Consider the following 22713-nt stretch of genomic DNA (forward strand, 5'->3'; position numbering starts at 1 on the left):
CCTTGAACTCCGGCGGGTACGACTTCATCGCCACGGGGAACTCCTTGTCTCCGGATCTCCATCATCCGGTACTCAAGGTGTCCACACATCGGGGAGAGGACCCCACTCACTGAGATCGACCACGAGGTCAAGCGCAAGATCACAGCAGCCAAGCAGCATCTTGCCCGTGTGATGAGCATGGTGCCCCCGGACCAGCAGGGTGCGTTGGACGCCGCGCGCCAAGGGCTCATGCCGACCTCGTATACCTTTTTCAGGCCGGATTACAGGCACATCGACTACCCGATCATGCAACTCTCAGAGGTCTGTCCTGCCTGCAACAACTCAGATGCGTCCGTGTGGGGGCGCATAGAGTGGGGCGCCGAAGAGTTGCAGGCAATCTCCCCGATTCCTCTTTCGCTCGAAGGGCGCGAAGAGGCCAATCTGCTCTTCCCCGAGGTGTTCTTCTGCGCATCGTGCGAGCTGCGGTTTGATTCCTTTGATGAGCTAGAGGCGGCAGGATTCTCTGTGATACGGATCGCCACCACACGTTGGGGGGAGGCTACTTACTGGGACGCCGATGGGCCGATCCCAATCACATGAGGGCGCGGACTTTGTAGCCCTGCTTCACCATGCGCTGGAGCAGTTCGACCTGCTGATCTTCGTTCTCGCAGGTGACGACCACACCCCACACAGTCGGGCGGTCCTCCTCGTCGGCGTCACCGGGCTCCGGGAGCTGCTCGTCGTCCTCGTCGAAGGTTGGGCGGTCGGCGTTCAGCGCCTCTTCGAGGTCCGCCAGGTCGTCCGTGTCGTAGCCGGTCGCGGCCAGCAGTTGCGCGTCCATCGCCGCGATCGAGGCGAGCATCTCCGCCAAGCCCTGCCCGTGCCAACCGCCCTTCTCGGACAGATGATTCGCGGCGATCAGGTACGCCTCAGCGTCCGCGTCGGACCGGGACTCCCAGCCGCGCAGGATCGGGACCATCCACTCGCCATCGTCGGCCACCTGCACGCCGGACGGAGCGCCCGCGCGTTCCGCCTTCATCGTTTCGAGCACTTCGAGCCGACCGTGACCGACGACCAGACGGCCGGTCCGGTCGTCAAGTTCGCCCGCGATGAGGAGGCCGAACTGCTCGATCGCGCGGCGGATGCCGTCGAGGTCGTGGTCCTTGGGGTTGCGAGGGGCACGCGGAATGGAGGCGAGCGCCATGTGCTCGATGTAGCGGGATGCCGTCAAGGTCCACCTCGTTCGGGCAGAGGGGCGTTGTTGGGTTCCCGGGCCGGTCGCGCGCTTCACTCCCCCAGATGAGAGCCGCGACCGGCTCGGGACCGCTGTGCAGGACATGCCCGCGTTCATGGTGAGGGCCCCAAACCTGTGCAGGTCCGGGGCCCGTTCAAGGGGTAGATCATGGCCGTGGAGACACTCGTCTCACGATGGGCGTCACCCTACGCACGCTTGTCAAGCCGCCGCAAACCGCAACTGCGTGTGAATGCGCGTTGCCCAGGTCATTCAGGCACGTCATCGGACGTGATCACACGCTCCACCTTGATGCCTCGTGCGGCCAGCTCCTCCGCGATGGCAGCCCTGCTGCCCAACGGATGGTCGCGGTACGGGCGCGTCGATGCAGGAGGTTCGACGCCGAAGCCGCTCGCGGCAAGCTCCGCTCTCATCACCACGCCCTGCTCTTCCTCGCTGCCAGCGAAGTGGTCCGAGCTCGGCCTACGCCGGTAGACGGTGTGCTCGCCGTCCGCGTCGTTGTCCATAGTCGCAACCTACCTTTCTGCGCTACAGGCCGAGCCCGGCGGCGGCGTTGTCGGTCCACCGGTCCACGATCTGCATATAGCCGAATAGATCTCTAGACGTAGGTGACCAGCCGCCCTGCGCCGCGATCGACACCGCGTCGTGCCCGGCACGGCGGGCCTCTGTCGCGAGGCCCGAGCGCAGTCCGTGCGATGTCCGGCCCGCCAGCCCGGCCCGCCTAGCAGCCCGGGTCACTACATCCCCGACCGCCTGGCCGGACAGTCCGCGATCCCGCAGGTTGTCGTGCCGGTCGATCCACCGGAACGCCGGCCCCTCCACCAAGCCGGACGCGGCCAGCCAAGCCCGCCACGTTCGGACCGGGCACGTGAGCAGGTTCGACCCGTACGGCACGGCCACCTCGCGGGCGCCGCGCTTCCCGTACCGGACCCTGACGAGGAGCCCCTCCTCGACCTGGTCGACGTCAGACACGTGCAGCGCCGCGATCTCCGACCGGCGGGCCGCGACCGCGAACCCGATCAGGAGCAGCGCCCGATCACGGATCCCAGCCAGCGTGTCGTTCGGGCAGGCCCGGCACATCAGCCGCAGCTGCGCGACCGTGACCGCGGGGGCCTTCCCCCGGCCGCGCCGTTCGTTGGCACGGGCGAGGTTGTCCGCCTCTGCGGCCATCGCCTTCCGGGCGGCCTGCATGACCGGCTTGTCGATCGGCCGGCCCGCATCCCGGAAGGTCACCGACACGCCCGCCAGCCGCCGGTCGACGGTTGAGGGCGCGTTCCCGGCCGCGTACAGCCAGTTGACGAACCCGACCAGCGTGCCGAGCGTCGCCGCGCCGGTCGGGATGCCCAGATCGGCACAAAACGCGGTCCACGCCTTCCAATCGTCGCCGTAGGCGCGCCTGGTGTTCGGCTTTGTCGTCTCGTCAAGGTAGGCGATGGCCGCCTGGTCGAGCGCGGCTAGGCGCTCCGCTACCTCGTCGTCCAGGACCAGGACGCCGCCCGGGAGCGTCGCCAGTTCGCCGTTCATCGCCGCCTCCGATCGCCGTCGTACGGGAAGTACGTGACGAACTCGTCATCGCGGCATGCTGCCAGCGCGGGATCATCCGGCGAGACGCCGTTCGCGACCGCCATCGCCCGGTAGTTGTCGTACAGCTCGACCGGCGAGTGCACCGCCGAGAAGTCGACTCGGGACAGCCGCAACCTGATGGCCAGGTTGTGCGCCGCGCCCCTCAGCAGGAAACCGGCGCACGTCCTCGGTCGGCGTGACCCGGCGGCGTGGCAGCCGAACACCTGGTCGGACATGTCGTAGCTGGTGCGCGCCGAGTGGCGGTACACCTCGGCCGGGAACGCGCCCACTGGGGCGTCCTTCCGCCACGGGCAGCGTGCGCATGGTTCGGACTGGAAGTCATCGCCGCCGCCTTCGAGCGAGGCGACCCCCCAGACGCGGTCGCCGCCGTCGTGGACACTCAGGATGAGCGGCCCGCTCATCATGCCACCAGCGCGTAGATGCCCCACGCGAGCAGGAGCAGCCCGGCCAGGAGCGCGCCCCCGATCCAGCAAGCCTTGACTCGCTTGGCCGCCAGACGCGTCGCAGCTGGCGGGAGCGCTGTGGTCGGCTGCGGGGCTGGGCAGACCGTGATGTTGGTGACGCCCAACTCGGCGAGGCCCTGCCGGATCTTCTCCAGTTGGAGGCGTTCCTTGTCAGTGAGGTCGTTGTGCTCCGTCATCAGTGATCGCCGCGCGCCCAGGTAGGGATGTTCCGCTGTTCCGTGATGTCGAGCAGGACATCGCCCGACTGCCACTCCTCGGGAGTGAGCGTGATGGGGCTGCGCTGCGGCTGTATCTCGTTCATGTGATCTCTTTTCGGGGGGAAGACCGGCGCCCGCGGGGGGCGCCGGTCGGAGGGGTCGGTCAGGAAGGGAGGCCGGTCGCCGCTGCGATCACTAGGTCCATGTTTGGCCACTGGTGCAGACCCTGCGCTAGCCGGACCACGTGTGCCAGTCTGGCGACCGCGTCCTCGCTGTTGCGCTGCGGGTCCAGTCCGAGCGCGACCGCGTTGATCCGGTGGACCACTTCGCGCAGCAGCTCGATATCACCTTCGCAGGTTCCCCCATCGACGGCGGGCACTTGAACCCACTGCCGATCAACCGTCAGGTAGGTGACCAGCCCGGTCTCGTCAGGCTCACCCTGACAGGTCCAACCAGAGTCCGGCCGGTCGAGCAAGTCGAGGATCTCGGTGCGCGTCGCTGTCAGGCTCAGGAGCGCCGGGCCGATCATCGGGCGTCCTCCGCCCTGATGATCTCGACCGCCCAGCCGTCCTCGGTCAGGTCCTTCTCCCACTTGTCCAGCTCGTCGCCGGAAGCGAACCCGCCGCCCAGGATGCGGCCGTCGTCGGTGTAGAGGACACGGAAGACCGACGTGCCACCCTCGCGCATGGGCCCCGACTCGGTCAGGAACACGATCCGGCCGGGCGGATCACCGTTGATGAGGACCCAGCCGCCGCCGTAGAACTCGTGGCTGGTCTCGGTCAGGCTGTTGTACATGCCCGCGAGGTAGGCGCGCAGCCCGGCTGGCGTCGTCGCGCGCTCCAGCTCGCCCGCCCACAGTTCGCCCTCCTCGACGAGTTGGTCCACCTCGGGCAGGTCCTGGTAGAAGTCGGCGGGCGCGGTGTCGCCATTGAAGTGGACAGCCCACACGATCAGGTCGTCCCAATCCGGCGTGAGGTCGAGGATCTCGATCCTGTCGGGCCGGTTCGGGTTTGTCCGCGTGTACAGCATCGTCGGCGTTGTCGCCGTGGAGGGGGTGCTCATGAGGCGTCGTCGTCCTTCACGTTGCGGGTGCCTGCGAGCACGCCATGCTTGGCGTTGTCGGCCATTGCTTCCTCGACGAGGTCGAGCAACGCACCGTACATGGGTGGGTCCGCCAGGCTGAGTCTGAAGAGGATCAGGATCCGGCCAGGCTTCGTTGGCAGGTGCTTGAAGATTGCGAGCTGGTACAGGTGTCCTTCGCCGTCGATCCAGTCGAGGATCATTGCGGCGGACCACTCCGGATGGATGATCTGGGTCTGCGTGACGAGGTCCCGGAGGGATATCGTCCCGCCTACACCGTGAGGCTCCAGAAGCGGGGCGCAAAAGGTCGCCCGCAGATCGTGAGGTGTGGTCGTTTCTCCGCTCGATTCGGGTGAGGGGATCGGCGTCCTGGCGGAGAGCGCTGATCCGGGGGTCAACTTGTCTGGGCTGGTCACGTCTCTGTTCTGGACGGGGCGTACGTGTAGGCAGGTCCAGCCGGACCCGTAGAACTCGTTGCCGTCCCCGGTGAGTTCCTCGTGCAACAGCTTCGCGAACGCGAACAGGTGGTTCAGTGTGCCGAGCTCGATGTCGCCAACCCACAGATGGTCGGCCTCGACGAGCGCCTCGTACACCGCTCGGTCGTCGTAGAAGTTGCCCGGGGCTGCCGGGCCGTAGAAGTGGAAGATCCGGAGGGTGGTCGGGTACAGCGTCTGGTCGAGGATCTCCAGCGTGCCGGGCGTGTCCGGGTTCGGTCGGACGTACAACAAGTTGGTCGGCTGAAAGCCATCGTCGCTCATCAGTGGCTCCGGTTTCGGGTGAGGAACAGAAGAGGGGTCGCGGACGTGGCTAGTGCCCGCGACCCGGTAGGGCTGGGATGGTTAGGCGGATGCGACCGAGACGGCCCGGTCGAGGGGCACCTTCACGATCGTGTAGTTGCCGAAGGTGATGTGCGCGTATTTGCGTGCCGGGCGGACCTCGGTGACGAGGTCCGGGTTGGGCATGCTGCAGGCGCAGTGCCGGACCGACGTGGCGACGATGTCGCGGTCCAGGACTCGCATCCCCGGACGGAGTTCCGTGACGTTCAGGCTCTTGCGCGCGTTGCTCATCCTGCCTCTTTCGGGTGAGGGGATCACCCCGTGGCTAGCGAGATGATCAAGGTTTCTAACCCATGATAAGGGAACCCTATCGTGAATTACCGACATTTCGCGAAAGATCCGGACAGAACAAAATTCTAAGAGACGATCAAGGTCGCAGCGCCACACAACCCCGCCACACACGGCAGAATCGAACAAAGACAGCCGGGCGCACTACAGGCTCCCACCCGGCCCGCCAACGCAACACCGGACACCAACCACAACTCCACACGCAGCACCGCCACCGAGCGACCACGTCGCCAGCGCACGCCAACGATCAAGAGCGACATCGTGCACTGGGAGCCACGACACCGGCCGCCCGGCAGCACCGCTGCGGACCTGGAGAACAAGTGGAATGGCTCCGCACGATACGCGAGCTCCTAGAACAGCTCACCCTCACCATCATGGCCGCCAGCGGCGCCATCTCCCTCACCGTCTTCATCTGGTGGTCCATCAAGGGACTCATCACCACCCTCCTCCACCACCCCACCCAGCAGACACCCGAGCCCCCGGCCGCCCCCTCCTCCCCCGCATCAACCGCTCAACCCGCAACACCTCCGACACCCGCACCAACCCACCCGACTCCCCCCGCCGACGCAACCGAGGCACCCCCGACACCCCATCAACCACCCACGCCCGAAGCACACCCGACGCCAGCCACCGATTCACCGTCGAACGAGACACACCCACACGCGCCGCAGCACCATCAAGATCCACCCACATGACACCCATCATCCGCCAACCCCAGCGAAACGCGACACCAACAGCAGCGCGGCCGGCGGCCGGCCTTGGGGGGGTACCCCCCGGACGCGCGGAAGCCGCCGCACGCGGTGATCGCGTGCGGCGGCTCCGGTTTGGCGCTGTTAGGCGCGGCGCGGCACGACGTCGCCGACGTGCTTCGCAAGCTCCGCCTTGGCGCTCGCCATGTCGTTGGCAAGCGCCGCCATCGAGTCGGCGTAACGCTTCTCGATGTGCTCGGGCGTGCGCACCGAGTGCTTGCGCGCGGCCGTCGCCGTGATCTCGGCGAGGTTCTTCCAGATCGTCATGCCCGTAGTGACCGTGATCCGCACTTCGGCGGGCTTGTGAGTCAGCCACGCGCAGATCTGCGCGTCCCATCCGTTAACGATGGCGCGACGCACGCCGGACGCCGCTTCCTCTGTCTGGACCGGCGCGACCAGGTCTGCCATGTGCAGCATGTCCGCCCAGTCGTCCGCCGCAGTCTCAACACACAGGTTGGCGGCGGCGATGCGGTCGGACACCTTGACCGGCGCGGCGGCTTCCGCCCGCCTCACGGTGGCGGCAAGCGCGTCGTGCATGACGCGGGGGACGTCGATTCCGTAGCGCTCTGCCTTGCGGAGAAGCGGCGTCTTGATGTTGACCAGGATTCGCATGATGTTGCTCCGTTCGGGTGAGGGTGAGTGACTGGCTAGGTCGGGTGGGGCGGCGCGCGGCCCGTGAGCCGCGCGCCGGTGCTGCTACTTCGCGGCGGGCTTGGCGGCGGGCTTGGCAGCGGGCTTGCCGCTGCTCTCCAGCTCGGCGACCTTGGCGCGCAGCGCCTCAAGCTCCGCGTCCTTGGCGCGGTTCTCGGCTTCCGCAGCGTCGGCACGAAGCTTGTCGATTACGGCGCGGAACGCGGCGTGCGTCATGGGCTGGAGATACGCGGCGTCTCCGCCGAGAGCGGCAAGACCACGCTTGCTGCGCATGATCCACTTGCCGCCCTTGGCGTCCGTCAGGACGTGCGCCGGGTCGCTCGCGTCCGTCGCCTTGACCAGCCCGTCAAGCGGGACGTTGTCCGCGTCGAGCTTGCCGTTGACGTAAGCGTCCGCCCAGAGAGCGGGCACGATGCCGCCGACGTACTTGATGCTGCGCTCAAGCTTGGAGTAAGCCGCAAGCGCGTCCGCGATGCCGGTGATGATCTCGGCGGCGGTGAAGCTGGTCATGGTCGCACCTTTCGGGGTTGTGGGTGGCGCTCCCGCATGGGGCGGGAGCGCCGGGGGGGTTACAGGACTTGCGTCTCTTCGCCCGTGTCCGTGGACGTGGCGGGCTTGGAGGGGGCTTCCGGCTTGCGCTTCCGCTTGCGGCGAAGGAGCCAAAGCCCCACACCGATAGCGGCGGCCAGCAGGACGGCACCGACCGTCAGGCCGACCGTGGGCGGGATGCCCTTGTCAGCGCTGGCGAGTCCGGCGTCCGTGAGGGGGTTCTCCCGCCTGGTGGAGGCCGCTTGCGGTTCCGCTTGCGGCTTGCCGGGTGCGCCCGTGGGTCCGGGTTGTCCGGTGGGTCCGGGGTCACCCTTCGGACCGGCGATGCCGCGCGGCCCCGTCCGCCCTTGCGGGCCGGTAGAGCCAGAGGGACCGGTAGGTCCGGGCTTCCCGTCCGCGCCGGGCTTGCCGGACGGGCCGGTTTCGCCCTTGGGCCCTTGGGCACCGGGCTTCCCGTCCGCCCCCGCCTTGCCGGGTTCGCCGGGCTTGCCGGACGCGCCGACCGGACCGGGGGAACCTGCCGGACCCTGAGGTCCGGGAGATCCGGCCGGACCCTGAGGTCCGGGGTCGCCCTTCGGTCCGGGCGGACCGGGCGGACCCGTGACCGGCACGAACTCCGTGACCGTGGTGGTCACGGTGGCCGCCGGTCCCGGCGTGCCGCCGGGCGGGTCATCCTGTGCCGCTGAGATAGCGGCGGTTACTGTGCCCGTGAGTGCGAGTGTCGCGGCCAGTGTCGCGATGCCCCGCCGGGCTTCGGTGAATGTCATCACGACACAAAATGTGTCGTTTTAGCCCAAGGCAAACCAGCACGAATCAGTCTCAAATAAGACACAAATTGATCACGATAGAACTTATCGTCTAGCTGACGTTATGGGGCGGCATTTCCCTGCCTGGCGGGTGTTTCTGTCGCTGGGCGTCAATGTGGGTTGTCTGTGGGTGCGGGGTTTTGGGTGTGGCAACTTTGGTTGACGCTGCTTTCATGTGGGACATTTTGTGTCTACGCTTGCGGGGTGGCTGAGCGGGAGTTGTCGGATGAGCAGCGGGTGGCGCTTGAGGAGTTGAAGCATGTGTCGGCCGAGTTGGCGAGGTTCGAGCGGCTCCAGCGGGAGTTGGTGATGAAGTGCCGGTTCGAGCTGGGCGTGCAGCAGAAGGATGTGGCGCTGGCGGCGTTCGGAGTGTGGTCGGAGACGGCTCGGCGGCGGGTGCAGCGCATGACAGGGACGTCTTGATCTTGGTCCGACCAGGGTCGAAGCGCTGTAGTCGTCTCTGAGCGCACGAAAGGGTCGGGGGTATCCAGTGATACCGACCGACCCTTGTTTGTGTCTCAGCGTCGATTCTGTGACCGTCTAGCGTGCGTCTCGTGTGAAGCTTTGCGCGCATTGCGCGAACGATTCGCAGAAGGTCAACCCCGGCAGCGACGAGGTGTGAAGCTGGGGGCGTGCTTGTTTGTGCTGGTCAGCGCCGGGTGATGCGGTCGAGGAGTGTCCGCTTGGGCTTGTAGGTGTGCTGGGGGCAGTGGTCGCCTCCGAGTGTGCAGTGGATCCAGCCTCATCGGGCGGCTTCGGTGCGGCAGCGTTCGATGCTGGTGTCGTTGACGCGGACGAAGGCGATGTGGCAGCCGTTGGTGTCGCAGGCGATGGCGACGCTGGGCAGGGTGGTGCGGCTCATGGGGTGATCACGGTGATGTTCGCCAGCGCGGTGAGGGTGACAGGCGAATGGGTGACCGGCTCGAAGAGCGGGGAGCCGTGCTCGTCGTAGAGACCTATCCCGTTCTCGTCGCGGACTTGGCGGGTGTTCAGCCGCCAGCTTTTGCTCTCGCGTCCGGTGGGCTGGATGATGACGCGGGTTTGGCGGTCGCGGCCGGTGATCGTCTGGTGGATGGGGTTGTCGGGGTCGGCGCGGACCCACCGGTACGTGCGGCGGCCGCGGACGACGTCGTGGATGTCGATGACGACGCCTTCGGCGATCTCGCTGCTGCTGTTGACTCTGCGGGCGTAGAGCACGGTGGTGCCGATCGTGTAGGGGTTGCCGCGCCAGTCGGTGCGGGTGGGCGTGGTCATTGCTGCTCCTGGTGGTCGTTGGTGGGTTGGCGGAGAAGTTCGCGGGCGAGTTCGGCGCTGCGGCGTGCGGTGTCGGTGACTCGTTGGCGTTGGCCGGTGGTCCACGGTTCGGGCCGCCGCGCGTTGGTGGGTTGCCAGCCTTGCCTGCTGAGGGCGTGGAGGTGTTCGAGGGCGAAGATGTCGGGGTCGGTGGGTTCGTCCTGGCTGTCGCGTTCGCGGATGTGGTGGGCGAGTGCGGCTACGGCGGCCCGGGTTTGACGGTCGAGGCTCTCGGGGTCGGTCATCGTGGGTTCCTTGCTGGCGATTCTGCTTGCGGGTTTTCCACATCCCGCCGGGTGTGATCTCGTCCCCTTCCTCCTTAGGTTGTGAGACCCCGGCCCGCGTTAGGGATAGAAGGTGTTAGAGGGATAGGTCTTATAGGGATGGGGTCACGCTGGGGCGTGACCTAAGAGCGTCTTTGGTCACGTTGTGGCGTGACCTATCGGGCTCTTAGGTCACGTTGTGGCGTGACCTACCGGTCGCGTTCCGGGGGTCCTGGCGACCCGTTATCCACAGGTCGCGGGGGTAGCTCGTACGACGCGGGCAGGAACGGAAGCTCGTAGTCGACCGCGTGACCCTTCCGCGCGAACACCGGTCGGCCACGCGTGTCCGTCCCGATCTGCACCCGCACTTCCAGGCCCCGCCGGGCGAGCCGCTGCAACGCGTCGTTCAGGCCGCGCGGCGTCAACCCCGCCCGGTCGGCGATCAGCTCGGTCAGCGTGATCCGCGTCCCGTCGTCACGCCGGTCGCCACGGTGCGACCACATGCGCCTGCTGTGCTCGTTCGCCCGTTCGGCGACGATCAGCAGCACTAGCCGCTCGGCCGCAGTCAGCCCTTCGGCGGCGGCCGTACCGAGCCAGCCGGCGACTTCGCCCATCAGTCGAGCGCTCACCCGCTCCCCTCTCCCTCAACGTGCCGAGGGCCTTGAGGGAAGGTCTCGCTTTACTGATCTTTGCCGTCACGCATGCACCCGCCGCATCGGCGTGCCCCTGCTCACGACGCGCTGGTCATGCATCAGGAGCCTCCTCGAGGAGCCGGTATCCGGTGGACGTCGGCCGCATCCGCTCGATGAGGATGCGGCTTCGGCGGCCACGAGAATCGACGACCTGCACGTACCGGCCGTCGACGTTCTCGACGCGCACCGTACGCCCAGACGCACGCTTGTCGTTGTCGGCCCACACCTGGCCCACCTGCACCCTGGGATTCACGGCGCCTCCACCACCCAGTACGTGACGTGCGGCTTCCGCTCCAGCTCGGCCTGGGCGCGACGGCGTCGCGCGTCCCGCTCGGCGCCGGGCCTCGTCCAGAACCGGCGAGGCAGCAGATACCGGTCAACGGTCGGCTCGGTGAAGCGGCCCACAAGCTTCCTCTCCGCCATGACCTGCCAGCGCTTCCAGGTCTTCACGCGTCAGCCCCCTCGGGGTCAAGCTCGACGGGTTCGAGGAGCTCGACCGGCCGAGCGAGGCTGTCCAGCAGCGCGGCCATCGTCCGGTTGTGGCGGGCGTCGGCCAGCGCGTGGTGCTCACCCCCGTCCTGGGACGGTAGCGGCGGTCGGCCCAACCGGACATGCTCCTGCTTCAGGTCACACGTGAACATCGGGACACCAGTCGGCAGATTCACCATCGGCCCCCACAACTGCGCGAGAACGACGTGGTCGTACGCCGCGTAGTAGGCCCACAGCTCCGGCTCCGGCGTCGACAAGATGAACTCGCGCACCTCGTTGGCGATCACCCACTGAGGCTTGACGGTCACGTTCGCCCTGTCGATCCGGAACTGCGGCAGCCCACCGAGCGGGCCCCTCCGGATGCCGTCGACCAGCGGAAGATGCTGGACGACGTTCTCCATCAGCCAGTCGTGTTTCGCGATCTTCTGCCACGGCGCGTCGACGTTGACGGCGTAGTACTCGCGGCCGTCGTCGGCGACGAGCCCGATCGAGATCAGCTCGATCGTGGCTCCCGTGTCGAGGAACTCGGTGTCGTAGAAGATGCGCATCAGATGCTCTCCCATTTCTTTCGGATGTGGTCTGCCATGCCTGGCGCCCAGGGGCGGCGGGCTGGCTCAGCGGCCCCGGACGGGCCGCCCTTCATATGGGTCTCTTGGCCACGGTGCTCCCAGGCCGGTCCGCCGCACCGGTCGCACGCGCTGTACGGCTGGCCGACCCACACGAACCACTCGCACCGCTCCGGCTCGGCGCTCTCTACGACCACGGCGTCCGGATTGTCGAGCGTCGGATCGACGTGCTCCGGCCCTCCGAGATAGAAGCCGACCCAGTCGGTCTCGACGTACGTCCACGACCGGCAGCCCAGGCAGACGCAGTACACCTGGGCGGCCGTCGTGTTCGGCTGGCGGATCTGGACCCGGCCATGCGCGTCGAGCAATTGGCACTCGAACACGAACGACAGCGGCTTCCAGGCATGGTCTTCGCCGTCCACGCACTTGTCGTGCGCGCCGCGGGGCTTCGCGTTGAGCTGCCGGTCGGCGTAGCTGGGACGGTGCTTCACGCGTCGTCCTCGGCCGGTGACACGTAGCGGACCCCGAAGTTGGCGCCGCGCTTGCCGACTGTCCAGGTGCCGGTGACGACGCCGTTGGCGATCGTGGCCGAGCGGATCAGGTGGTCGAGATCGGCCAGGAACATCGGCCACTCGTGTCCGTCCTGGTCAGTCCACATGAAGTAGGCGGCCGACCAGCCACGGCGGCGACCCGTCATGGTGAGCGTCGCGGTGAATTCGGTGATCGGCCTCCAGTCCGGCGGCACCACGGCGTACGCGCCGGTCTCGGGATTCCGCCGGTGGTCGTCCTGCGGGTAGTGCATGAGGTTGCCGTGCTGGTCGTAGGGCGCTTCCTTGAGTGTTCTCACGAATCTCCGATCGGTGGACGGTCAGGCGCTTGGGGCTGCGGCGCGGCCTTGACTCTCTGCAGGTAGCCGCGGGAAATCCGAAGGCGCTCAGCCACCTCGTTGGGGGTCAGGCCCTGCTCGGCGAGGAACGCTGCGTCCTCGGCGATGGCCTGGGCCCGAGGAACAGTGGTGCCGAGGTCGGGCTCTGCGTCGGGGTCGTCGATGTCGTCCCAGGCCGCCAAGGGCACCCAGCCGTTGCGTCGCGCGCGGTTGCGGACGATGGCGGCGGTGTGCCGTTCACTGCGGTTGGTGAGTGGCGGATCCTGGTCAAACAGTCGGGCGGTCACATCGCGGATCGCACGAGCCTGGAACACCCGCAAGATCAGCGCCACGTTGAGCACCTTGTCGAGCTGCCAGCGGGGCACATCGCACCGTTCGGCCACGAGCGGTATGGCCCAGCCGCGCAGCATGAGCGCCTGGATGCGGCGGCGGCTACCGGCCACGTTGAGCCGCATCTCGTCGGGCATCCGGTCGAGGTCGATGGAGACCGCGAGCAGCCGCCTTGCGGTCTCCGTCCTCATCCGGGCCGACCCGGACAAGCCGTCCCGGCCGTACACCAGCAGGTCAATACTGCGCGCAGGGACCTGCGCCAGGAGGGCGATGGCGTCGTAGGAGATGTACCGGCGCAGGTTCAGCACATGGTCGCGGACAGCTTCAGCGTCGGTGAAGGGCTTCCACCTGCCGTACGTCTGGAGCCGGTACCGTTCGCGGGCGTAGGCGGCGGATGCCGCCCTACATTCCGTGCAGCGGCATTTCTGTGCGGTGTAGGTGGCGTACTCACCGTGTCGCATCTCGGCAGGCTCCTTTCACGGCGCGGCGCTGGCGGGCTAGGTCGAGCCGGACCACGTTGGACGGCATGACAGCGGGCAGTTCGGCTGGGACGGGGTTGGCGCGGGCGCAGGTGGCGACGTGCGGCATGAACACGTCCTCCCACGGTTGGCGGGGCAACGCCTCGACCCCGTGCAGGGCCCTGGATTTCCATGCGCGTGGTCCGACGCGGTAGCAGGCGGTGTTGCCCGTGGGAGCGGGCTTGGGGTTGACCGCCAGCCGCCGTCCGGCGTCGGTCACGGTCCACAGGATCGGCTCACGGCACAGCCCGCAAAGGGATAGCTCGTATCCCTGGGGAATCATCTGGCGTCCTTTCGGCGGCGATTTCGATGGGGCGGAGCTGGAAGAGGGGAAGCTGGTGACCGACCACGAGGATCGGCACCGAGTCGCCGACGTCGTCCGGCGTCACGTTGCTGCCTCACTGGTCTTCGTGGGGGCGTCGCGTTTGCGCTGCTGGCTGCTGTGGTGCGCGTCGATCGAGCAGGTCACGCATGTGCGGCGCCGCCCGAAGTCCGCGTCGGCCTTCTCCCGTCCGCAGCCGGGACAGAGGCGAAAGCCCGTGGACACGGGCTTGGCCTTGGCGATGCGTCTCCGGTAGGCGGCGTTCGCCTTGGCCCGGGTGCATTCCAGGCACGTCGACTGGCGGCCGTACTTGCCTTCCTTGCGCCGGCCGAACTCCTCGACGGTCTTGAGCCGGTTGCAGGCCGTACAACGACGGGGCTGGGAAGGCAGGCCACGACGACGCTCCACGAACGTGAGCCCGCCCATCACCATCTCCGGGTCCTGATCCTCCGTGAGCTCCGCGGCCCACGTCCTGCACTCGTCGATGACTGGGCACCTGGCGCAGATGGTTTTCGCCTCGGCGATGCCCGCGGCCTTCCTGGACGACATGACCAGTGCCTGGCCGATGCAGGCCGCGCGAGCATGCCAGTCGGGTACCTCGCCGAAGACGGTGCGGATCAAGCAGTCACGTCCTGCCGGCCGCGAACGCTCTCCGCCCGGCACGCGCGCGAGCATAGAATCTGGGCTTTCGTCGTCCGGCGGAATAGCTCGCCGCACTGTTTACACACAACCGGTTTGGACAGGTCGAAACCCCTGGCTTTGTATGAGCAGGCAGCGGTGCAGAACCTCTTCGTGGTCCGCCCGACGAGCTCGAAGAGAGTTCCGCAGTATTCGCAAGGTCGAACGTTGTCTGTTCCTCTGGTGAGCGTCGAACGGTGCTGAGCGAAGACGATGACAGTCCGGGGGTTCTGAGGGTCGAGTTCAGCCACCCCGTACACCGCTGTGACCTGGGAGTCGTCGTTCCAGGCGATGCCGTTCGCCGCATCGCAAACGTGCTTGATCATGTTGTCTACGTCGATGCGCTGCTTGTTAGGCCGAAAGAAGACACAGCCCAGCGCGACGTTTCCCGTCCACGGCCGGTCGAAGACCTTCCGAAGCTGCTGCGCTGTGCGAGCTTCGGCGTCGACGTCTTCCTTGGTCCTGTACGGCTTTCCCGTTCGCTTGAAACGTGGGCGGCTCTTGCTCGGTGGTTCGCCGTCGATCACGGCCATTTTCATCTGGCCAGTTCCGGGTGCCAGAGCTTCGCATAGGAGTAGGGCACGCTCTGCATCCTCTGCTCGGCCTCCAATGGGGAACAGACTGTCGGCCGTGAGCTCCAGCGGCAGGATGTCGTCCGTCACTTGCGCCACTCCTTCGGGGCCTTGATGCTGGTCAGGCCCTGCTCGTGGACGTACAGGTCCCAGACGCGGTCATCCACGCCGTCCGGGCTCGACTCGATGGCTCGGGCCTGGGCTTGAGCGGCCAGCCGGTCGGCCTTACGGCGGCGCTGCTTGGCCCGTTGGTGGTCGAGCCACGCTCCAGCGATGAGAAGTGCCCAGCAGGCGACCACGAGGCCGCCGATGAAGGCGAGAACGTCCTTGATCACGATGGCTCTCCTTCCTGGTCGTCGGTGCTGACTGGTGGGCGCTGTGGCGAGGATCAGCCCGAGCCCGGCGAGCGTGACCACCAGGAACGGGTCGGCGGACCACAGCGCGGCGAGCACGGGCTTCACCTATGCCGCTTCACGCAGCCGAATGGTGCGCTCGTAGTCTCGGAACCGCACCTTGGCCCGGGTCAGCCGGTCAGACGAAGTGAGGACGATTCCCTCCGCCTGGCCGGGCGTGCCGCTGATACCGGCGCGGGTCGTCCTGTACGGCTGAAGCAGCTCGTACATGTCGTCGATGGTGCGCGGCAGGGAATGGCCTGGGATCTCGAACAGGAGAGGAACGCGTTCCAGCCCGTGACGGTCCGCGTACTTGGTCACGACCTCGTCTTCGAGCCAGTCCTGGCCGCCGTGGTCACGCCAGGAGGCGATGTTGTCGATCGGCAGGTCGAGCACGTCGACGGGAACGTAGCTGACGTCGAACAGGCGGGCAGCGACTCCTTTGCCATCACCGTAGGCGGCCCAGGCCGGGGTGCGCCGGTCGCCGTACACCTCCAAGTAGGCAGTGAGGATGTAGCTCGACGCCCGGTTCTCGATGCGCCCGGCAAGTTCGGCGAGGGCCTCGACGATGCGCAGGGACGGGCTGGCGACCAGGTCACCTTGGGCGGTAAGGATCTCGTCGCGTGAGCCGATCAGCCAGCCAGAGTTCTTCGGGAGGACCACGATGCGGGCGTTGGAGCCGTCCACCTTCTCGTGGGCGTAGGTGGTGCCGGTGAAGCTGATCGGGTTCTCTTCGAGGAGGCGGCCCTTGCCGCGGGCGCTCATTTCGATCGGGTGGTATGTGGGGATCGAGGGGTACTTGGTGGCGGAGTCGAGGGCGCGCAGGCCGCCGTTGTACAGGTCAGACAGTTGGAGAGTCACGGCAGTCGCCTTCTGATGAGTTAGAGAGGAGGCGCCGCCGACCGCAGCGAGTATGAGGCGTGCGGCGGTCGGTCAGCGCGGGGTTGATCGGGTCGGCTACTGCTGCTTGCCGGGGGTGACGTTGACCTGTCCGTCCGACACGATCACCTGAATCCGGCCGTCCTGGATCGCCTTGTAGAGCACGTAGCCCTCGGCTCCCAGGACGTCCACCAGGGCCCGGATGGACTCCAGTTCCGTCTTGGCCTTCTCGTTCTTGTTCTTCTGCGCCGCGTCCTCTTCGAGCGCCTGCTGGGCGGCGGCCAGGGCGTCACGGACGCCCTGAGGAGGCTGCGGTTGCTGGAGGGTGACGGCGAACTTGGTGAAGAACCCCGCGCCGCCCTGTTCCTGGATGAACTGGGCGGCGTGCTTGGCGACCGACTGTTCCCACTGCTGCTTGATCGTCGGGTTGGAGAACAGGTCCTTCCAGCCGTACTCCTTGGCTGCGGCGTCCATCGCCCGGTCGAGCGGCTGGCCGATGTAGACCCCGAGCAGCTTCCGCCAGCCCTCGTCGTCAGACGCCTTGAATTTCAGGCCGATCTGCTCGTGGAACTGCTGGAGCGTCTTGCAGTCGGTGGCCAGGCTGAAGGTGGCCACGCCCGACACGGTCATCTCCAGGTTGTCCTTGGACACGACGGTGAGCGGCTTCGCCTCGGCGTCGGGCTTGTCGGCGAACTCGAACGTCCTCTGCCCGGCGGGATAGGTGTAGGCGGCGTCGCCGGGACCAGAGATGTCCTGCTGGCCGGGGTTGATGCAGCTCTGGAAGGTGGTGGAGGAGAACGTTCCGGCGTCGTAGACGATGCCGACCTGGTCCGGCTCGGGCGTGGTGATCGTGCAGGCCGTCGCCGTGAGCGCGACGGCGAGCAGGGCGACGGGCGTGAGCTTGCGGTTCATGAACGGATGTCCTTGCGGGTGGAGGGGCGGGTGTGGAATTTGCGGATCTTGAGGTCGAGCAGCTGGGCGGTCGGGTCGACGCCGAGCTGTTCTCTGGCCATCTGGTGGAGCTCGGCGATGAGCTCGCGGTGCTGGGCGAGTTCGCGTTGGTTCGCGCGGGCGTCCTTGACTCGGGACTGGATCCACACGACGGCGACGAAGGCGATCGCGATGATGGCGACCAGGGCCAGGACGATGACGGATCTCACGAGGGCCGCCGGGTGAGTTCGGCGTCGATGCGCGCCTGCTGGGCGTCGTCAACGATGGGGCGGACCAGGTCTGCGATGAGCGCCGCCGTCGGCCGGGTGGAGAACCGGCGGCCTTCACGCTCGCGGTCCTGGACGAGGGCGGAGGCGATCGGCGCGGTGACGACGAGGTTGTGCTTGGCGAGCAGCGCGTCGAGCGCGTCGACGGTCGGCACCTCCGCCGGGGTGCAGCCGTACCAGAACACTTCGGTGTCGTCGCCGTCCGGGTCGTCTCCGGGCTCGAACGCCGACAGGAAGTAGGTGGACAGCGGCGCGTCCCAGCCGACCTCGGTCGTCCGTCCTTCCGGGGCTCCCGGCTCGTTGGCGATGGTGTAGCTGCTCATCAGCGGCCACCTCGCCCGATCGCGATCGTGATGGCGTGGAGCAGGAGGGAGACGACGAGGGCGTTGCCGTAGCTCATCTCGGGGATGGCAGACCACCACTGGTGGCGGAGGTAGGCGACCAGCAGCATGATCAGCCACGAGTTGACCAGCCAGTACGCGGCTGCTGCGAGCACAACGAGGAAGATCATGGTCACCGGCCTCCGGCGGCGCCGGTGACGCCCGCCCATTCGAGGTCGTCGGGAGTGCACGGACGCAGCTCGATGGCCGAGTCGTCCTTCTCCTCGATGGTCTGCTTGACGCATCGCTCGGACTCGCGAAGCGCGCGGGCGAGCGGCAGCGGCCTGTCCGGTGCGAGCGGGGTGCCGTCGATGAAGACGTACCAGTACGGCCCGGTCTCCTCGTCGTAGTCGATGACGCTGTAGTCGGCGCTGCCGTCGCCGTTGAGCACGATCTGTCCTTTCGTGGCTCCCATGACGGGCTCCTTTCGGGTGAGGTGGCTTTCGCAAGCGGTTTGGCTTGCGGGTTAGGTGGCTTCGTGGGTGGGGGGCGCGAACACGCGATCCACGTTGCCGAGGTGCGGGTCGATGTCGCCCAGGGCGCTCTCCGGCTCGGCCGTGGCGGCGGTGCAGGTCTCGTCGAGGGAGCAGGGCGTGTCCGAGCGGTGTGTGATGCCGGGCTCGGCCGGCCGGCCGCAGGTACACAGCGCGGCGGCGGTTGCTCGCTGCTCGTTCGCACGTTGAAGCTGGGCGATCCGGACCTTCAGGTCGTGGTGGTAGGCGGCAACCACGCGGCCCAGCTTGTCGGCGATCTGCTCGGCATCGGCGAGGGCGCTCAAGTCGCCTCCCGCGGCCGGGACGCGGAGCTGGCCCACCACGAGGGTGATCTCCTCCAGGCTGACCTGGTGGTAGATCTGCCCGGGGCTGAACGGCGTGTCCGCGACGAACACCTGTCTGATCATGATGGGTCTCCATTCCAGGTCACGTGGTCTTGCGGCGAGTGCGGGCCTTCTGGGCGGATTTGCAGGTATCGCAGCGGCACCCCCAGTTGTGATAGGCGCCGGAGGTGCCGTGCGGTACCAGCTCCGGGTGGGAGATCGCCTTCGCTCGGAGGTTGGCCCGTGTGATGCGCAGCTGCTCGGCTACGGCGTCCGTACATGGCTGGCAGCGACAGCCGTGGTTGTTGTAAGTTGCGGACTTCCCGTGCTGAGGAGACGTGGAGCGGGGCATCAGTTCTGACTGTTCTCAGCGCGGGCGGCCTCCGCCTGGGTGATGATCGCGGTCCAGGCGTCGATGACGCCTCCGGCCGCGTTCAGGCCCCGGAGGAGCGTGGCGAGGTCGGCTGAGGTGAGCTCGTCGTGCGTGGTGATGGTGCGGCCGAGGAGTGCGGAGGTGTCGCGGAGCCGGTCTTCCACGCCAAGCCCCTGGAACAGGCCCCCGATCTGGGAGAGGTGGAGGCTCCGTTCGGCTTCGATCTCGGTTCGCAGCTCTCGCAGCGCGGCGATGACTTGGGTGGCTTCCTCGTTCGTGAGGTCGCTGCTCGACGTGATCGGGCGGTTGAGGAAATGGGAGAGGTAGGTGAATCGCTTCTCGTCGTTGATGGCCGTGGAGCCCTTTCCCGAGGCGGTGGTGACACCGCAGTCTTTGAGCAGGGCGTGCATCTCGGCCTGCTGCGACTTGCCGATCATCACGATCGGCTCACCTTTGTGCGGCTCCTCGTCGTCGACCACCTCGGCCTCGTGGATGTCGTCTTTCTGAACGGCCTGGGTCTGCGGGTCGGCCGGAGTCTGCGCGGCCACGTTGAGGGCGTGCATGACCTGGGCCGCTTCGGCACTCGTGAGTTCCTCGGTCTTCTGCACCCACCGGCCAACGACCTTCGACAAGAAGGCTGGCGCGGTGTCCTTGGTATAGCCCTGGGCGACCATCGCCGCGCCGATCTCGTTGCGCTGCTTCTTGGTCGCCTTGCCCGTCTCCTGGGGGGCGGCGTCGCCCTGGCCGGGGTTGACGCCAAGTGCGTCACCGAGGGACTGGCCCTGCGGCGTCCTGGCGTCGGTGATGATGATGGAGCCGTCTTCGTTGACCTCTGCGCCGAGCTCTTCGGGGGTGTAGCCGACGCCGCGCAGCGCCTCCTCGCAGGCTTCGCGGGCCACTTCGGTGATGGCGCGAGCCTTCAGCATCCCTTCGCGATAGTTCTGCCACACTTTCTTGCCCGTGACTCCGGCAGCGACGGCGCGGTCCCACGTCCATTCGGCGCGGAACTCGAAGTCGGGGTCGTCACCACGGACGATCGTGGCGACCGCTTTCACCAGCGCCCCGTTCTGGGGGTTACGTTCGACCCAGATGCGCAGCCTGTGGCCGGCGTCCCGCACGAGCGCGGAGATGAGCCCGGAGGAGGCACAGGCCCGGCCTTCGATGATGTGCACGCCAAGGATCGCGGCCATCGGGGAGATGCCAAGAGAGCGGCCAAACTCGACCGCGTACAGCACATTGCCCGGCTTGTTCCGGTACTGGGCGGGCAGGAGGTCCGACACAGCCAGGGCCTTGGCGTACTCCTGCCGCTCGACGAGGGTGTCCTCGCGGCGGATCACGGCGGGCAGGGTTTCAGTGGTCATCAAAATGCTCCTACGAGGTCGGAAATGTCGGGCAGGGCCTTCTCAAACTTGAGGAAGGGCACGCCTTCGGCGCCCTTGGCCATGCGGATAGCGACCAGGTCGCCGTTGAAGTAGGCCCGGCGGGCGGTGCCCATCGCGACCAGTAGCTTGCCCTTGGCCGTCAGTACTGCTGCTTCTGCGGACTCAAGCTCCTGGAGCGCGTCGATCACCTCGATGGCCAGGCCGGGCTCCATGAAGTACTTGCCAGCCCGGTCGATCAGGGGGTGCTGGCGGCGCAGCGACTCGTACGTGGCCTTGCGGTCGTCGAGGTCGGGCATGTCTCCCAGCAGGAGGGAGGCCATGAACGACTCGCACCGCTCGCGGATCACGGCGGCGTAGTGCTCGTCGTAGTCCACGACGTACTCGCGGAATTCGAGCCTGCCGGTGAGCAGGCCGACGCGGGTCCGGCGTGCGCCGATGGTGTCCATCTGGAACAGCACCTGGACGAGGTAGTACAGCGGGATCTCGTTGGTGCCGGGCCTGCCCCATTCGCGGCCGTCGGCGTCGGTCTTGCACTCGATCAGCTCGGCCAGTTCGTCCCCGGCGTACAGGAGCCGGTCCGGGGAGCTGAGCTGCCAGGGCCGATCATTGCTGACCCACGTGCCGCCGGGCAGCATCCGGTATTCCGGGTGCCGGTCGGCCAGCCAGTTCGCGACCGCGGGCTCAAGGTAGTGGCCGCGAGCCTGTGCCTTGGTCTGGGGCTCCGGGTCGACCAGTCCGGCCATGAGGCACCAGAGGGAGAACGGCGACTCCCACGGTGACAAGCCGAGAACTGCGGCGGCCTTCGACGCGGACATGTAGCGAAACCAATCGGGCGAGCCGGGCTCGATGGTCGGGACCTGGTGGGCGGCCAGAACCGTCACAGACCACGCTCGCGCTCGTACTCCCACTCGCCGTAGCCGCCCAAGGCCGGTCCGCCGCGCCACGTCGGCAATGGACGGTACGGGTGGCGCCGCTGTTCGGCGGGCTGGTCGTCTTGGAGAGCTCCGAGGTAGGCGTGGAGCTCGTCCTCGCTGGGCGGCTGCTCGCCCGGCGGGTTGATGGTGGTGCTGGTCATGGGGTGGGCTCCGGGAGGGATTCGGCGATCAGGATGTGGCGGCGGACCTTGTCGATCAGCGTGTCGGCGAGGTCGGACGCCTCTCGGGGGGTGAGGTCTTCGGGGAGGCTTTCCACGAGCGCGGCGCGCAGCGGGCTATGGGCGGGGCACATCTCGTGCTGGTAGGCGTAGAGCGCGAGGATGGCGATGGGCTTGCCGTACTGTTTGGTGATGTCGCGCATTGGGTCGGTCTCGACGTTGGGCGTGGTCATCGCTCGCCATCCGCAACGGCCACGACGCTTTCGCTGGTGATCGGCTGGGCTTGGGCCGCGAGGTCGAGCAGCGCGATCAGCGGCTCCCACACCGCCATGTTGGCGGTCCCGCTCGTGAGTGCGATGCGGGCCTGGTCGAGCCGGTAGAAGTGGCCGGGGATCTGCATCCACGCGAGCCCAGCGATGTGGCGGTAGGCGTAGAAGCGGGGGCTACGGTTGTCGGGTGTACGCCGGATGACGACGTCGAGCTGGTCGGCGTGAATCACGGTCCATGTGCTGCGCCGGGTGCGAATGTTGAGCGTCGCGGGGGTGAGTCGAGGCACGACGGTCCCTTTCGGGTGAGGACTACGGGGCGGGCGCGTCGCTGGCTTGGGCGATGCGTTTGGTGATGCGGTCGAGCTCGGCCTTGCGGCGCTTGAGCTCCAGCTGCACGAGTGCGAGTTCTTGCGTGGCCGCCGTGAGTTCGGAGGCGACGTATCGGTGGAGCAGGTGGTCTCGGAGAGCCTGGCGGGGGATGCGGTAGCTCTTCTTGTGGATCGAGATGTTGCCCAGGCTCTGGTCTCGGATGAGCCCGAGGACGGTGGATGAGCTCACGCGCATGGCTAGCGCGGCTTCTTGGACGGTCAGGAGCTTCTTCCTGGGGGGAGCCACTGCGTCGAGAATGCCGTTGACCAGGTCTTGCACGTTGTCGAGGGGGTCGTTCACGGGTTCATGTCCCCCATCGCGACCCTGGTTGGTGATGATCTACTAGCACAATCAGACGCTAGTCGCATATTCGAGAAAGTCAAGCATTTTCGGGAAAATCACGAAAACAACGCACAGTCGCGTGATGCCGAGAACTGTCTGTAGGTACTGGCATTCCGCGCACGCCCTGATACGGTTGGCGCAGCAAGCGCAAAAATC

The 22713-nt window shown here is 67.1% G+C and carries 40 protein-coding genes; 2 read left to right on the forward strand and 38 right to left on the reverse strand.

Translation table 11 applies throughout. From position 1 onward, the window contains the following. Positions 1-168 precede the first annotated feature (168 nt). Positions 169-579: a hypothetical protein gene (locus ABD120_RS07705; RefSeq protein ID WP_343949023.1), complete on the forward strand. Its 411-nt coding sequence runs from the start codon at positions 169-171 to the stop codon at positions 577-579. On the opposite strand, the gene ABD120_RS07710 is transcribed toward ABD120_RS07705, so the two are convergent. The 12 genes from ABD120_RS07710 to ABD120_RS07765 form a co-directional block, all read right to left on the reverse strand. After that, positions 572-1210 carry a hypothetical protein gene (locus tag ABD120_RS07710; RefSeq protein ID WP_343949024.1) on the reverse strand — a complete coding sequence of 213 codons (639 nt, stop codon included), beginning with the start codon at positions 1208-1210 and terminating at the stop codon, positions 572-574. The genes ABD120_RS07705 and ABD120_RS07710 overlap by 8 nt on opposite strands. Before the next feature lie 269 nt (positions 1211-1479). Then, complete coding sequence (locus tag ABD120_RS07715) at positions 1480-1737, reverse strand: hypothetical protein (protein ID WP_343949025.1); 258 nt, start codon at positions 1735-1737, stop codon at positions 1480-1482. 22 nt (positions 1738-1759) lie between these two features. Further along, positions 1760-2755 (reverse strand): site-specific integrase, encoded by a 996-nt coding sequence (locus ABD120_RS07720; RefSeq protein ID WP_343949026.1) that lies wholly within the window; start codon positions 2753-2755, stop codon positions 1760-1762. After that, on the reverse strand, positions 2752-3219 hold the full coding sequence (locus tag ABD120_RS07725) for a DUF6283 family protein (RefSeq protein ID WP_343949027.1): 468 nt from the start codon (positions 3217-3219) through the stop codon (positions 2752-2754). Before ABD120_RS07725 ends, ABD120_RS07720 begins: the two co-directional genes overlap by 4 nt. Next, entirely contained in the window at positions 3216-3455 is a 240-nt protein-coding gene (locus ABD120_RS07730) for a hypothetical protein (protein WP_343949028.1), read from the reverse strand. Before ABD120_RS07730 ends, ABD120_RS07725 begins: the two co-directional genes overlap by 4 nt. After that, positions 3455-3580: a hypothetical protein gene (locus ABD120_RS07735; protein ID WP_343949029.1), complete on the reverse strand. Its 126-nt coding sequence runs from the start codon at positions 3578-3580 to the stop codon at positions 3455-3457. Before ABD120_RS07735 ends, ABD120_RS07730 begins: the two co-directional genes overlap by 1 nt. A gap of 59 nt (positions 3581-3639) precedes the next feature. After that, on the reverse strand, positions 3640-4005 hold the full coding sequence (locus tag ABD120_RS07740) for a hypothetical protein (RefSeq protein ID WP_343949030.1): 366 nt from the start codon (positions 4003-4005) through the stop codon (positions 3640-3642). Next, positions 4002-4538 carry a hypothetical protein gene (locus ABD120_RS07745; protein WP_343949031.1) on the reverse strand — a complete coding sequence of 179 codons (537 nt, stop codon included), beginning with the start codon at positions 4536-4538 and terminating at the stop codon, positions 4002-4004. The genes ABD120_RS07740 and ABD120_RS07745 overlap by 4 nt, the downstream gene beginning before the upstream one ends. Continuing rightward, complete coding sequence (locus ABD120_RS07750; protein ID WP_343949032.1) at positions 4535-5314, reverse strand: hypothetical protein; 780 nt, start codon at positions 5312-5314, stop codon at positions 4535-4537. The genes ABD120_RS07745 and ABD120_RS07750 overlap by 4 nt, the downstream gene beginning before the upstream one ends. Before the next feature lie 81 nt (positions 5315-5395). Further along, on the reverse strand, positions 5396-5623 hold the full coding sequence (locus ABD120_RS07755; RefSeq protein ID WP_343949033.1) for a hypothetical protein: 228 nt from the start codon (positions 5621-5623) through the stop codon (positions 5396-5398). Between the two features lie 890 nt (positions 5624-6513). Beyond that, positions 6514-7041: a hypothetical protein gene (locus tag ABD120_RS07760; protein WP_343949034.1), complete on the reverse strand. Its 528-nt coding sequence runs from the start codon at positions 7039-7041 to the stop codon at positions 6514-6516. An 84-nt stretch (positions 7042-7125) separates the two neighbouring features. Further along, positions 7126-7590 carry a hypothetical protein gene (locus tag ABD120_RS07765; RefSeq protein ID WP_343949035.1) on the reverse strand — a complete coding sequence of 155 codons (465 nt, stop codon included), beginning with the start codon at positions 7588-7590 and terminating at the stop codon, positions 7126-7128. Between the two features lie 1049 nt (positions 7591-8639). On the opposite strand from ABD120_RS07765, the gene ABD120_RS07770 reads away from it, so the two are divergent. Then, positions 8640-8858: a hypothetical protein gene (locus ABD120_RS07770; RefSeq protein WP_343949036.1), complete on the forward strand. Its 219-nt coding sequence runs from the start codon at positions 8640-8642 to the stop codon at positions 8856-8858. Positions 8859-9293: 435 nt separating this feature from the next. Here the strand turns inward: ABD120_RS07770 and ABD120_RS07775 are convergent, their stop codons facing one another. The 26 genes from ABD120_RS07775 to ABD120_RS07900 form a co-directional block, all read right to left on the reverse strand. Next, positions 9294-9689 (reverse strand): hypothetical protein, encoded by a 396-nt coding sequence (locus ABD120_RS07775; protein ID WP_343949037.1) that lies wholly within the window; start codon positions 9687-9689, stop codon positions 9294-9296. Continuing rightward, positions 9686-9973 carry a hypothetical protein gene (locus tag ABD120_RS07780; protein ID WP_343949038.1) on the reverse strand — a complete coding sequence of 96 codons (288 nt, stop codon included), beginning with the start codon at positions 9971-9973 and terminating at the stop codon, positions 9686-9688. The genes ABD120_RS07775 and ABD120_RS07780 overlap by 4 nt, the downstream gene beginning before the upstream one ends. A 227-nt stretch (positions 9974-10200) precedes the next feature. Further along, positions 10201-10620, reverse strand: a complete 420-nt coding sequence (locus ABD120_RS07785) for an HU family DNA-binding protein (RefSeq protein ID WP_343949039.1) — start codon at positions 10618-10620, stop codon at positions 10201-10203. A gap of 115 nt (positions 10621-10735) precedes the next feature. After that, positions 10736-10936 (reverse strand): hypothetical protein, encoded by a 201-nt coding sequence (locus ABD120_RS07790; RefSeq protein WP_343949040.1) that lies wholly within the window; start codon positions 10934-10936, stop codon positions 10736-10738. Further along, positions 10933-11133 (reverse strand): hypothetical protein, encoded by a 201-nt coding sequence (locus ABD120_RS07795; protein WP_343949041.1) that lies wholly within the window; start codon positions 11131-11133, stop codon positions 10933-10935. Before ABD120_RS07795 ends, ABD120_RS07790 begins: the two co-directional genes overlap by 4 nt. After that, entirely contained in the window at positions 11130-11720 is a 591-nt protein-coding gene (locus tag ABD120_RS07800) for a 3'-5' exoribonuclease domain-containing protein (protein WP_343949043.1), read from the reverse strand. The genes ABD120_RS07795 and ABD120_RS07800 overlap by 4 nt, the downstream gene beginning before the upstream one ends. Beyond that, complete coding sequence (locus tag ABD120_RS07805) at positions 11720-12229, reverse strand: hypothetical protein (RefSeq protein WP_343949044.1); 510 nt, start codon at positions 12227-12229, stop codon at positions 11720-11722. The genes ABD120_RS07800 and ABD120_RS07805 overlap by 1 nt, the downstream gene beginning before the upstream one ends. Next, positions 12226-12585 carry a hypothetical protein gene (locus tag ABD120_RS07810; protein WP_343949045.1) on the reverse strand — a complete coding sequence of 120 codons (360 nt, stop codon included), beginning with the start codon at positions 12583-12585 and terminating at the stop codon, positions 12226-12228. The genes ABD120_RS07805 and ABD120_RS07810 overlap by 4 nt, the downstream gene beginning before the upstream one ends. Next, complete coding sequence (locus ABD120_RS07815; RefSeq protein ID WP_343949046.1) at positions 12582-13415, reverse strand: hypothetical protein; 834 nt, start codon at positions 13413-13415, stop codon at positions 12582-12584. Before ABD120_RS07815 ends, ABD120_RS07810 begins: the two co-directional genes overlap by 4 nt. Beyond that, entirely contained in the window at positions 13402-13755 is a 354-nt protein-coding gene (locus ABD120_RS07820) for a hypothetical protein (protein ID WP_343949047.1), read from the reverse strand. Before ABD120_RS07820 ends, ABD120_RS07815 begins: the two co-directional genes overlap by 14 nt. Positions 13756-13857: 102 nt before the next feature. After that, positions 13858-14415 carry a WhiB family transcriptional regulator gene (locus ABD120_RS07825; protein WP_343949048.1) on the reverse strand — a complete coding sequence of 186 codons (558 nt, stop codon included), beginning with the start codon at positions 14413-14415 and terminating at the stop codon, positions 13858-13860. After that, positions 14412-15134: a RusA family crossover junction endodeoxyribonuclease gene (locus ABD120_RS07830; protein ID WP_343949049.1), complete on the reverse strand. Its 723-nt coding sequence runs from the start codon at positions 15132-15134 to the stop codon at positions 14412-14414. Before ABD120_RS07830 ends, ABD120_RS07825 begins: the two co-directional genes overlap by 4 nt. After that, a complete protein-coding gene (locus tag ABD120_RS07835; RefSeq protein WP_343949050.1) occupies positions 15131-15505 on the reverse strand; it encodes a hypothetical protein in 375 nt (124 codons plus the stop codon). The genes ABD120_RS07830 and ABD120_RS07835 overlap by 4 nt, the downstream gene beginning before the upstream one ends. Continuing rightward, on the reverse strand, positions 15506-16297 hold the full coding sequence (locus ABD120_RS07840; RefSeq protein ID WP_343949051.1) for an RNA ligase family protein: 792 nt from the start codon (positions 16295-16297) through the stop codon (positions 15506-15508). It abuts the gene before it with no gap. A gap of 96 nt (positions 16298-16393) precedes the next feature. Further along, positions 16394-17227 (reverse strand): SPFH domain-containing protein, encoded by an 834-nt coding sequence (locus tag ABD120_RS07845; RefSeq protein WP_343949052.1) that lies wholly within the window; start codon positions 17225-17227, stop codon positions 16394-16396. Continuing rightward, complete coding sequence (locus ABD120_RS07850; protein ID WP_343949053.1) at positions 17224-17475, reverse strand: hypothetical protein; 252 nt, start codon at positions 17473-17475, stop codon at positions 17224-17226. Before ABD120_RS07850 ends, ABD120_RS07845 begins: the two co-directional genes overlap by 4 nt. Then, the gene (locus tag ABD120_RS07855; protein WP_343949054.1) at positions 17472-17855 is read right to left on the reverse strand and encodes a hypothetical protein; all 384 of its coding nucleotides are present in this window, start codon (positions 17853-17855) and stop codon (positions 17472-17474) included. The genes ABD120_RS07850 and ABD120_RS07855 overlap by 4 nt, the downstream gene beginning before the upstream one ends. Continuing rightward, entirely contained in the window at positions 17855-18043 is a 189-nt protein-coding gene (locus tag ABD120_RS07860; protein ID WP_343949055.1) for a hypothetical protein, read from the reverse strand. The genes ABD120_RS07855 and ABD120_RS07860 overlap by 1 nt, the downstream gene beginning before the upstream one ends. Before the next feature lie 2 nt (positions 18044-18045). Continuing rightward, positions 18046-18327 carry a hypothetical protein gene (locus ABD120_RS07865; protein WP_343949056.1) on the reverse strand — a complete coding sequence of 94 codons (282 nt, stop codon included), beginning with the start codon at positions 18325-18327 and terminating at the stop codon, positions 18046-18048. Positions 18328-18378: 51 nt separating this feature from the next. Continuing rightward, the gene (locus ABD120_RS07870; RefSeq protein WP_343949057.1) at positions 18379-18813 is read right to left on the reverse strand and encodes a hypothetical protein; all 435 of its coding nucleotides are present in this window, start codon (positions 18811-18813) and stop codon (positions 18379-18381) included. A 267-nt stretch (positions 18814-19080) separates the two neighbouring features. Further along, positions 19081-20463: a recombinase family protein gene (locus tag ABD120_RS07875; protein ID WP_343949058.1), complete on the reverse strand. Its 1383-nt coding sequence runs from the start codon at positions 20461-20463 to the stop codon at positions 19081-19083. Beyond that, positions 20463-21365 carry a YqaJ viral recombinase family protein gene (locus ABD120_RS07880; protein WP_343949059.1) on the reverse strand — a complete coding sequence of 301 codons (903 nt, stop codon included), beginning with the start codon at positions 21363-21365 and terminating at the stop codon, positions 20463-20465. The genes ABD120_RS07875 and ABD120_RS07880 overlap by 1 nt, the downstream gene beginning before the upstream one ends. Further along, entirely contained in the window at positions 21362-21559 is a 198-nt protein-coding gene (locus tag ABD120_RS07885; RefSeq protein ID WP_343949060.1) for a hypothetical protein, read from the reverse strand. The genes ABD120_RS07880 and ABD120_RS07885 overlap by 4 nt, the downstream gene beginning before the upstream one ends. Beyond that, a complete protein-coding gene (locus tag ABD120_RS07890) occupies positions 21556-21810 on the reverse strand; it encodes a hypothetical protein (protein ID WP_343949061.1) in 255 nt (84 codons plus the stop codon). Before ABD120_RS07890 ends, ABD120_RS07885 begins: the two co-directional genes overlap by 4 nt. Beyond that, positions 21807-22133: a hypothetical protein gene (locus tag ABD120_RS07895; RefSeq protein WP_343949062.1), complete on the reverse strand. Its 327-nt coding sequence runs from the start codon at positions 22131-22133 to the stop codon at positions 21807-21809. The genes ABD120_RS07890 and ABD120_RS07895 overlap by 4 nt, the downstream gene beginning before the upstream one ends. 22 nt (positions 22134-22155) lie before the next feature. After that, positions 22156-22515 (reverse strand): helix-turn-helix domain-containing protein, encoded by a 360-nt coding sequence (locus tag ABD120_RS07900; RefSeq protein ID WP_343949063.1) that lies wholly within the window; start codon positions 22513-22515, stop codon positions 22156-22158. Positions 22516-22713: the final 198 nt, after the last annotated feature.

It is taken from the genome of Nonomuraea longicatena (assembly GCF_039525605.1).
GTDB classification, from domain to species: domain Bacteria; phylum Actinomycetota; class Actinomycetes; order Streptosporangiales; family Streptosporangiaceae; genus Nonomuraea; species Nonomuraea longicatena.

What these genes read in the sequence shown, in the direction of transcription:
- ABD120_RS07715 (WP_343949025.1), bottom strand. Translation starts at nt 1,737, where the DNA reads ATGGACAACGACGCGGACGGCGAGCACACCGTCTACCGGCGTAGGCCG.
- ABD120_RS07720 (WP_343949026.1), bottom strand. Translation starts at nt 2,755, where the DNA reads ATGAACGGCGAACTGGCGACGCTCCCGGGCGGCGTCCTGGTCCTGGAC.
- ABD120_RS07725 (WP_343949027.1), bottom strand. Translation starts at nt 3,219, where the DNA reads ATGATGAGCGGGCCGCTCATCCTGAGTGTCCACGACGGCGGCGACCGC.
- ABD120_RS07730 (WP_343949028.1), bottom strand. Translation starts at nt 3,455, where the DNA reads ATGACGGAGCACAACGACCTCACTGACAAGGAACGCCTCCAACTGGAG.
- ABD120_RS07735 (WP_343949029.1), bottom strand. Translation starts at nt 3,580, where the DNA reads ATGAACGAGATACAGCCGCAGCGCAGCCCCATCACGCTCACTCCCGAG.
- ABD120_RS07740 (WP_343949030.1), bottom strand. Translation starts at nt 4,005, where the DNA reads ATGATCGGCCCGGCGCTCCTGAGCCTGACAGCGACGCGCACCGAGATC.
- ABD120_RS07745 (WP_343949031.1), bottom strand. Translation starts at nt 4,538, where the DNA reads ATGAGCACCCCCTCCACGGCGACAACGCCGACGATGCTGTACACGCGG.
- ABD120_RS07750 (WP_343949032.1), bottom strand. Translation starts at nt 5,314, where the DNA reads ATGAGCGACGATGGCTTTCAGCCGACCAACTTGTTGTACGTCCGACCG.
- ABD120_RS07755 (WP_343949033.1), bottom strand. Translation starts at nt 5,623, where the DNA reads ATGAGCAACGCGCGCAAGAGCCTGAACGTCACGGAACTCCGTCCGGGG.
- ABD120_RS07760 (WP_343949034.1), bottom strand. Translation starts at nt 7,041, where the DNA reads ATGCGAATCCTGGTCAACATCAAGACGCCGCTTCTCCGCAAGGCAGAG.
- ABD120_RS07765 (WP_343949035.1), bottom strand. Translation starts at nt 7,590, where the DNA reads ATGACCAGCTTCACCGCCGCCGAGATCATCACCGGCATCGCGGACGCG.
- ABD120_RS07775 (WP_343949037.1), bottom strand. Translation starts at nt 9,689, where the DNA reads ATGACCACGCCCACCCGCACCGACTGGCGCGGCAACCCCTACACGATC.
- ABD120_RS07780 (WP_343949038.1), bottom strand. Translation starts at nt 9,973, where the DNA reads ATGACCGACCCCGAGAGCCTCGACCGTCAAACCCGGGCCGCCGTAGCC.
- ABD120_RS07800 (WP_343949043.1), bottom strand. Translation starts at nt 11,720, where the DNA reads ATGCGCATCTTCTACGACACCGAGTTCCTCGACACGGGAGCCACGATC.
- ABD120_RS07815 (WP_343949046.1), bottom strand. Translation starts at nt 13,415, where the DNA reads ATGCGACACGGTGAGTACGCCACCTACACCGCACAGAAATGCCGCTGC.
- ABD120_RS07820 (WP_343949047.1), bottom strand. Translation starts at nt 13,755, where the DNA reads ATGATTCCCCAGGGATACGAGCTATCCCTTTGCGGGCTGTGCCGTGAG.
- ABD120_RS07845 (WP_343949052.1), bottom strand. Translation starts at nt 17,227, where the DNA reads ATGAACCGCAAGCTCACGCCCGTCGCCCTGCTCGCCGTCGCGCTCACG.
- ABD120_RS07855 (WP_343949054.1), bottom strand. Translation starts at nt 17,855, where the DNA reads ATGAGCAGCTACACCATCGCCAACGAGCCGGGAGCCCCGGAAGGACGG.
- ABD120_RS07860 (WP_343949055.1), bottom strand. Translation starts at nt 18,043, where the DNA reads ATGATCTTCCTCGTTGTGCTCGCAGCAGCCGCGTACTGGCTGGTCAAC.
- ABD120_RS07865 (WP_343949056.1), bottom strand. Translation starts at nt 18,327, where the DNA reads ATGGGAGCCACGAAAGGACAGATCGTGCTCAACGGCGACGGCAGCGCC.
- ABD120_RS07870 (WP_343949057.1), bottom strand. Translation starts at nt 18,813, where the DNA reads ATGATCAGACAGGTGTTCGTCGCGGACACGCCGTTCAGCCCCGGGCAG.
- ABD120_RS07875 (WP_343949058.1), bottom strand. Translation starts at nt 20,463, where the DNA reads ATGACCACTGAAACCCTGCCCGCCGTGATCCGCCGCGAGGACACCCTC.
- ABD120_RS07885 (WP_343949060.1), bottom strand. Translation starts at nt 21,559, where the DNA reads ATGACCAGCACCACCATCAACCCGCCGGGCGAGCAGCCGCCCAGCGAG.
- ABD120_RS07890 (WP_343949061.1), bottom strand. Translation starts at nt 21,810, where the DNA reads ATGACCACGCCCAACGTCGAGACCGACCCAATGCGCGACATCACCAAA.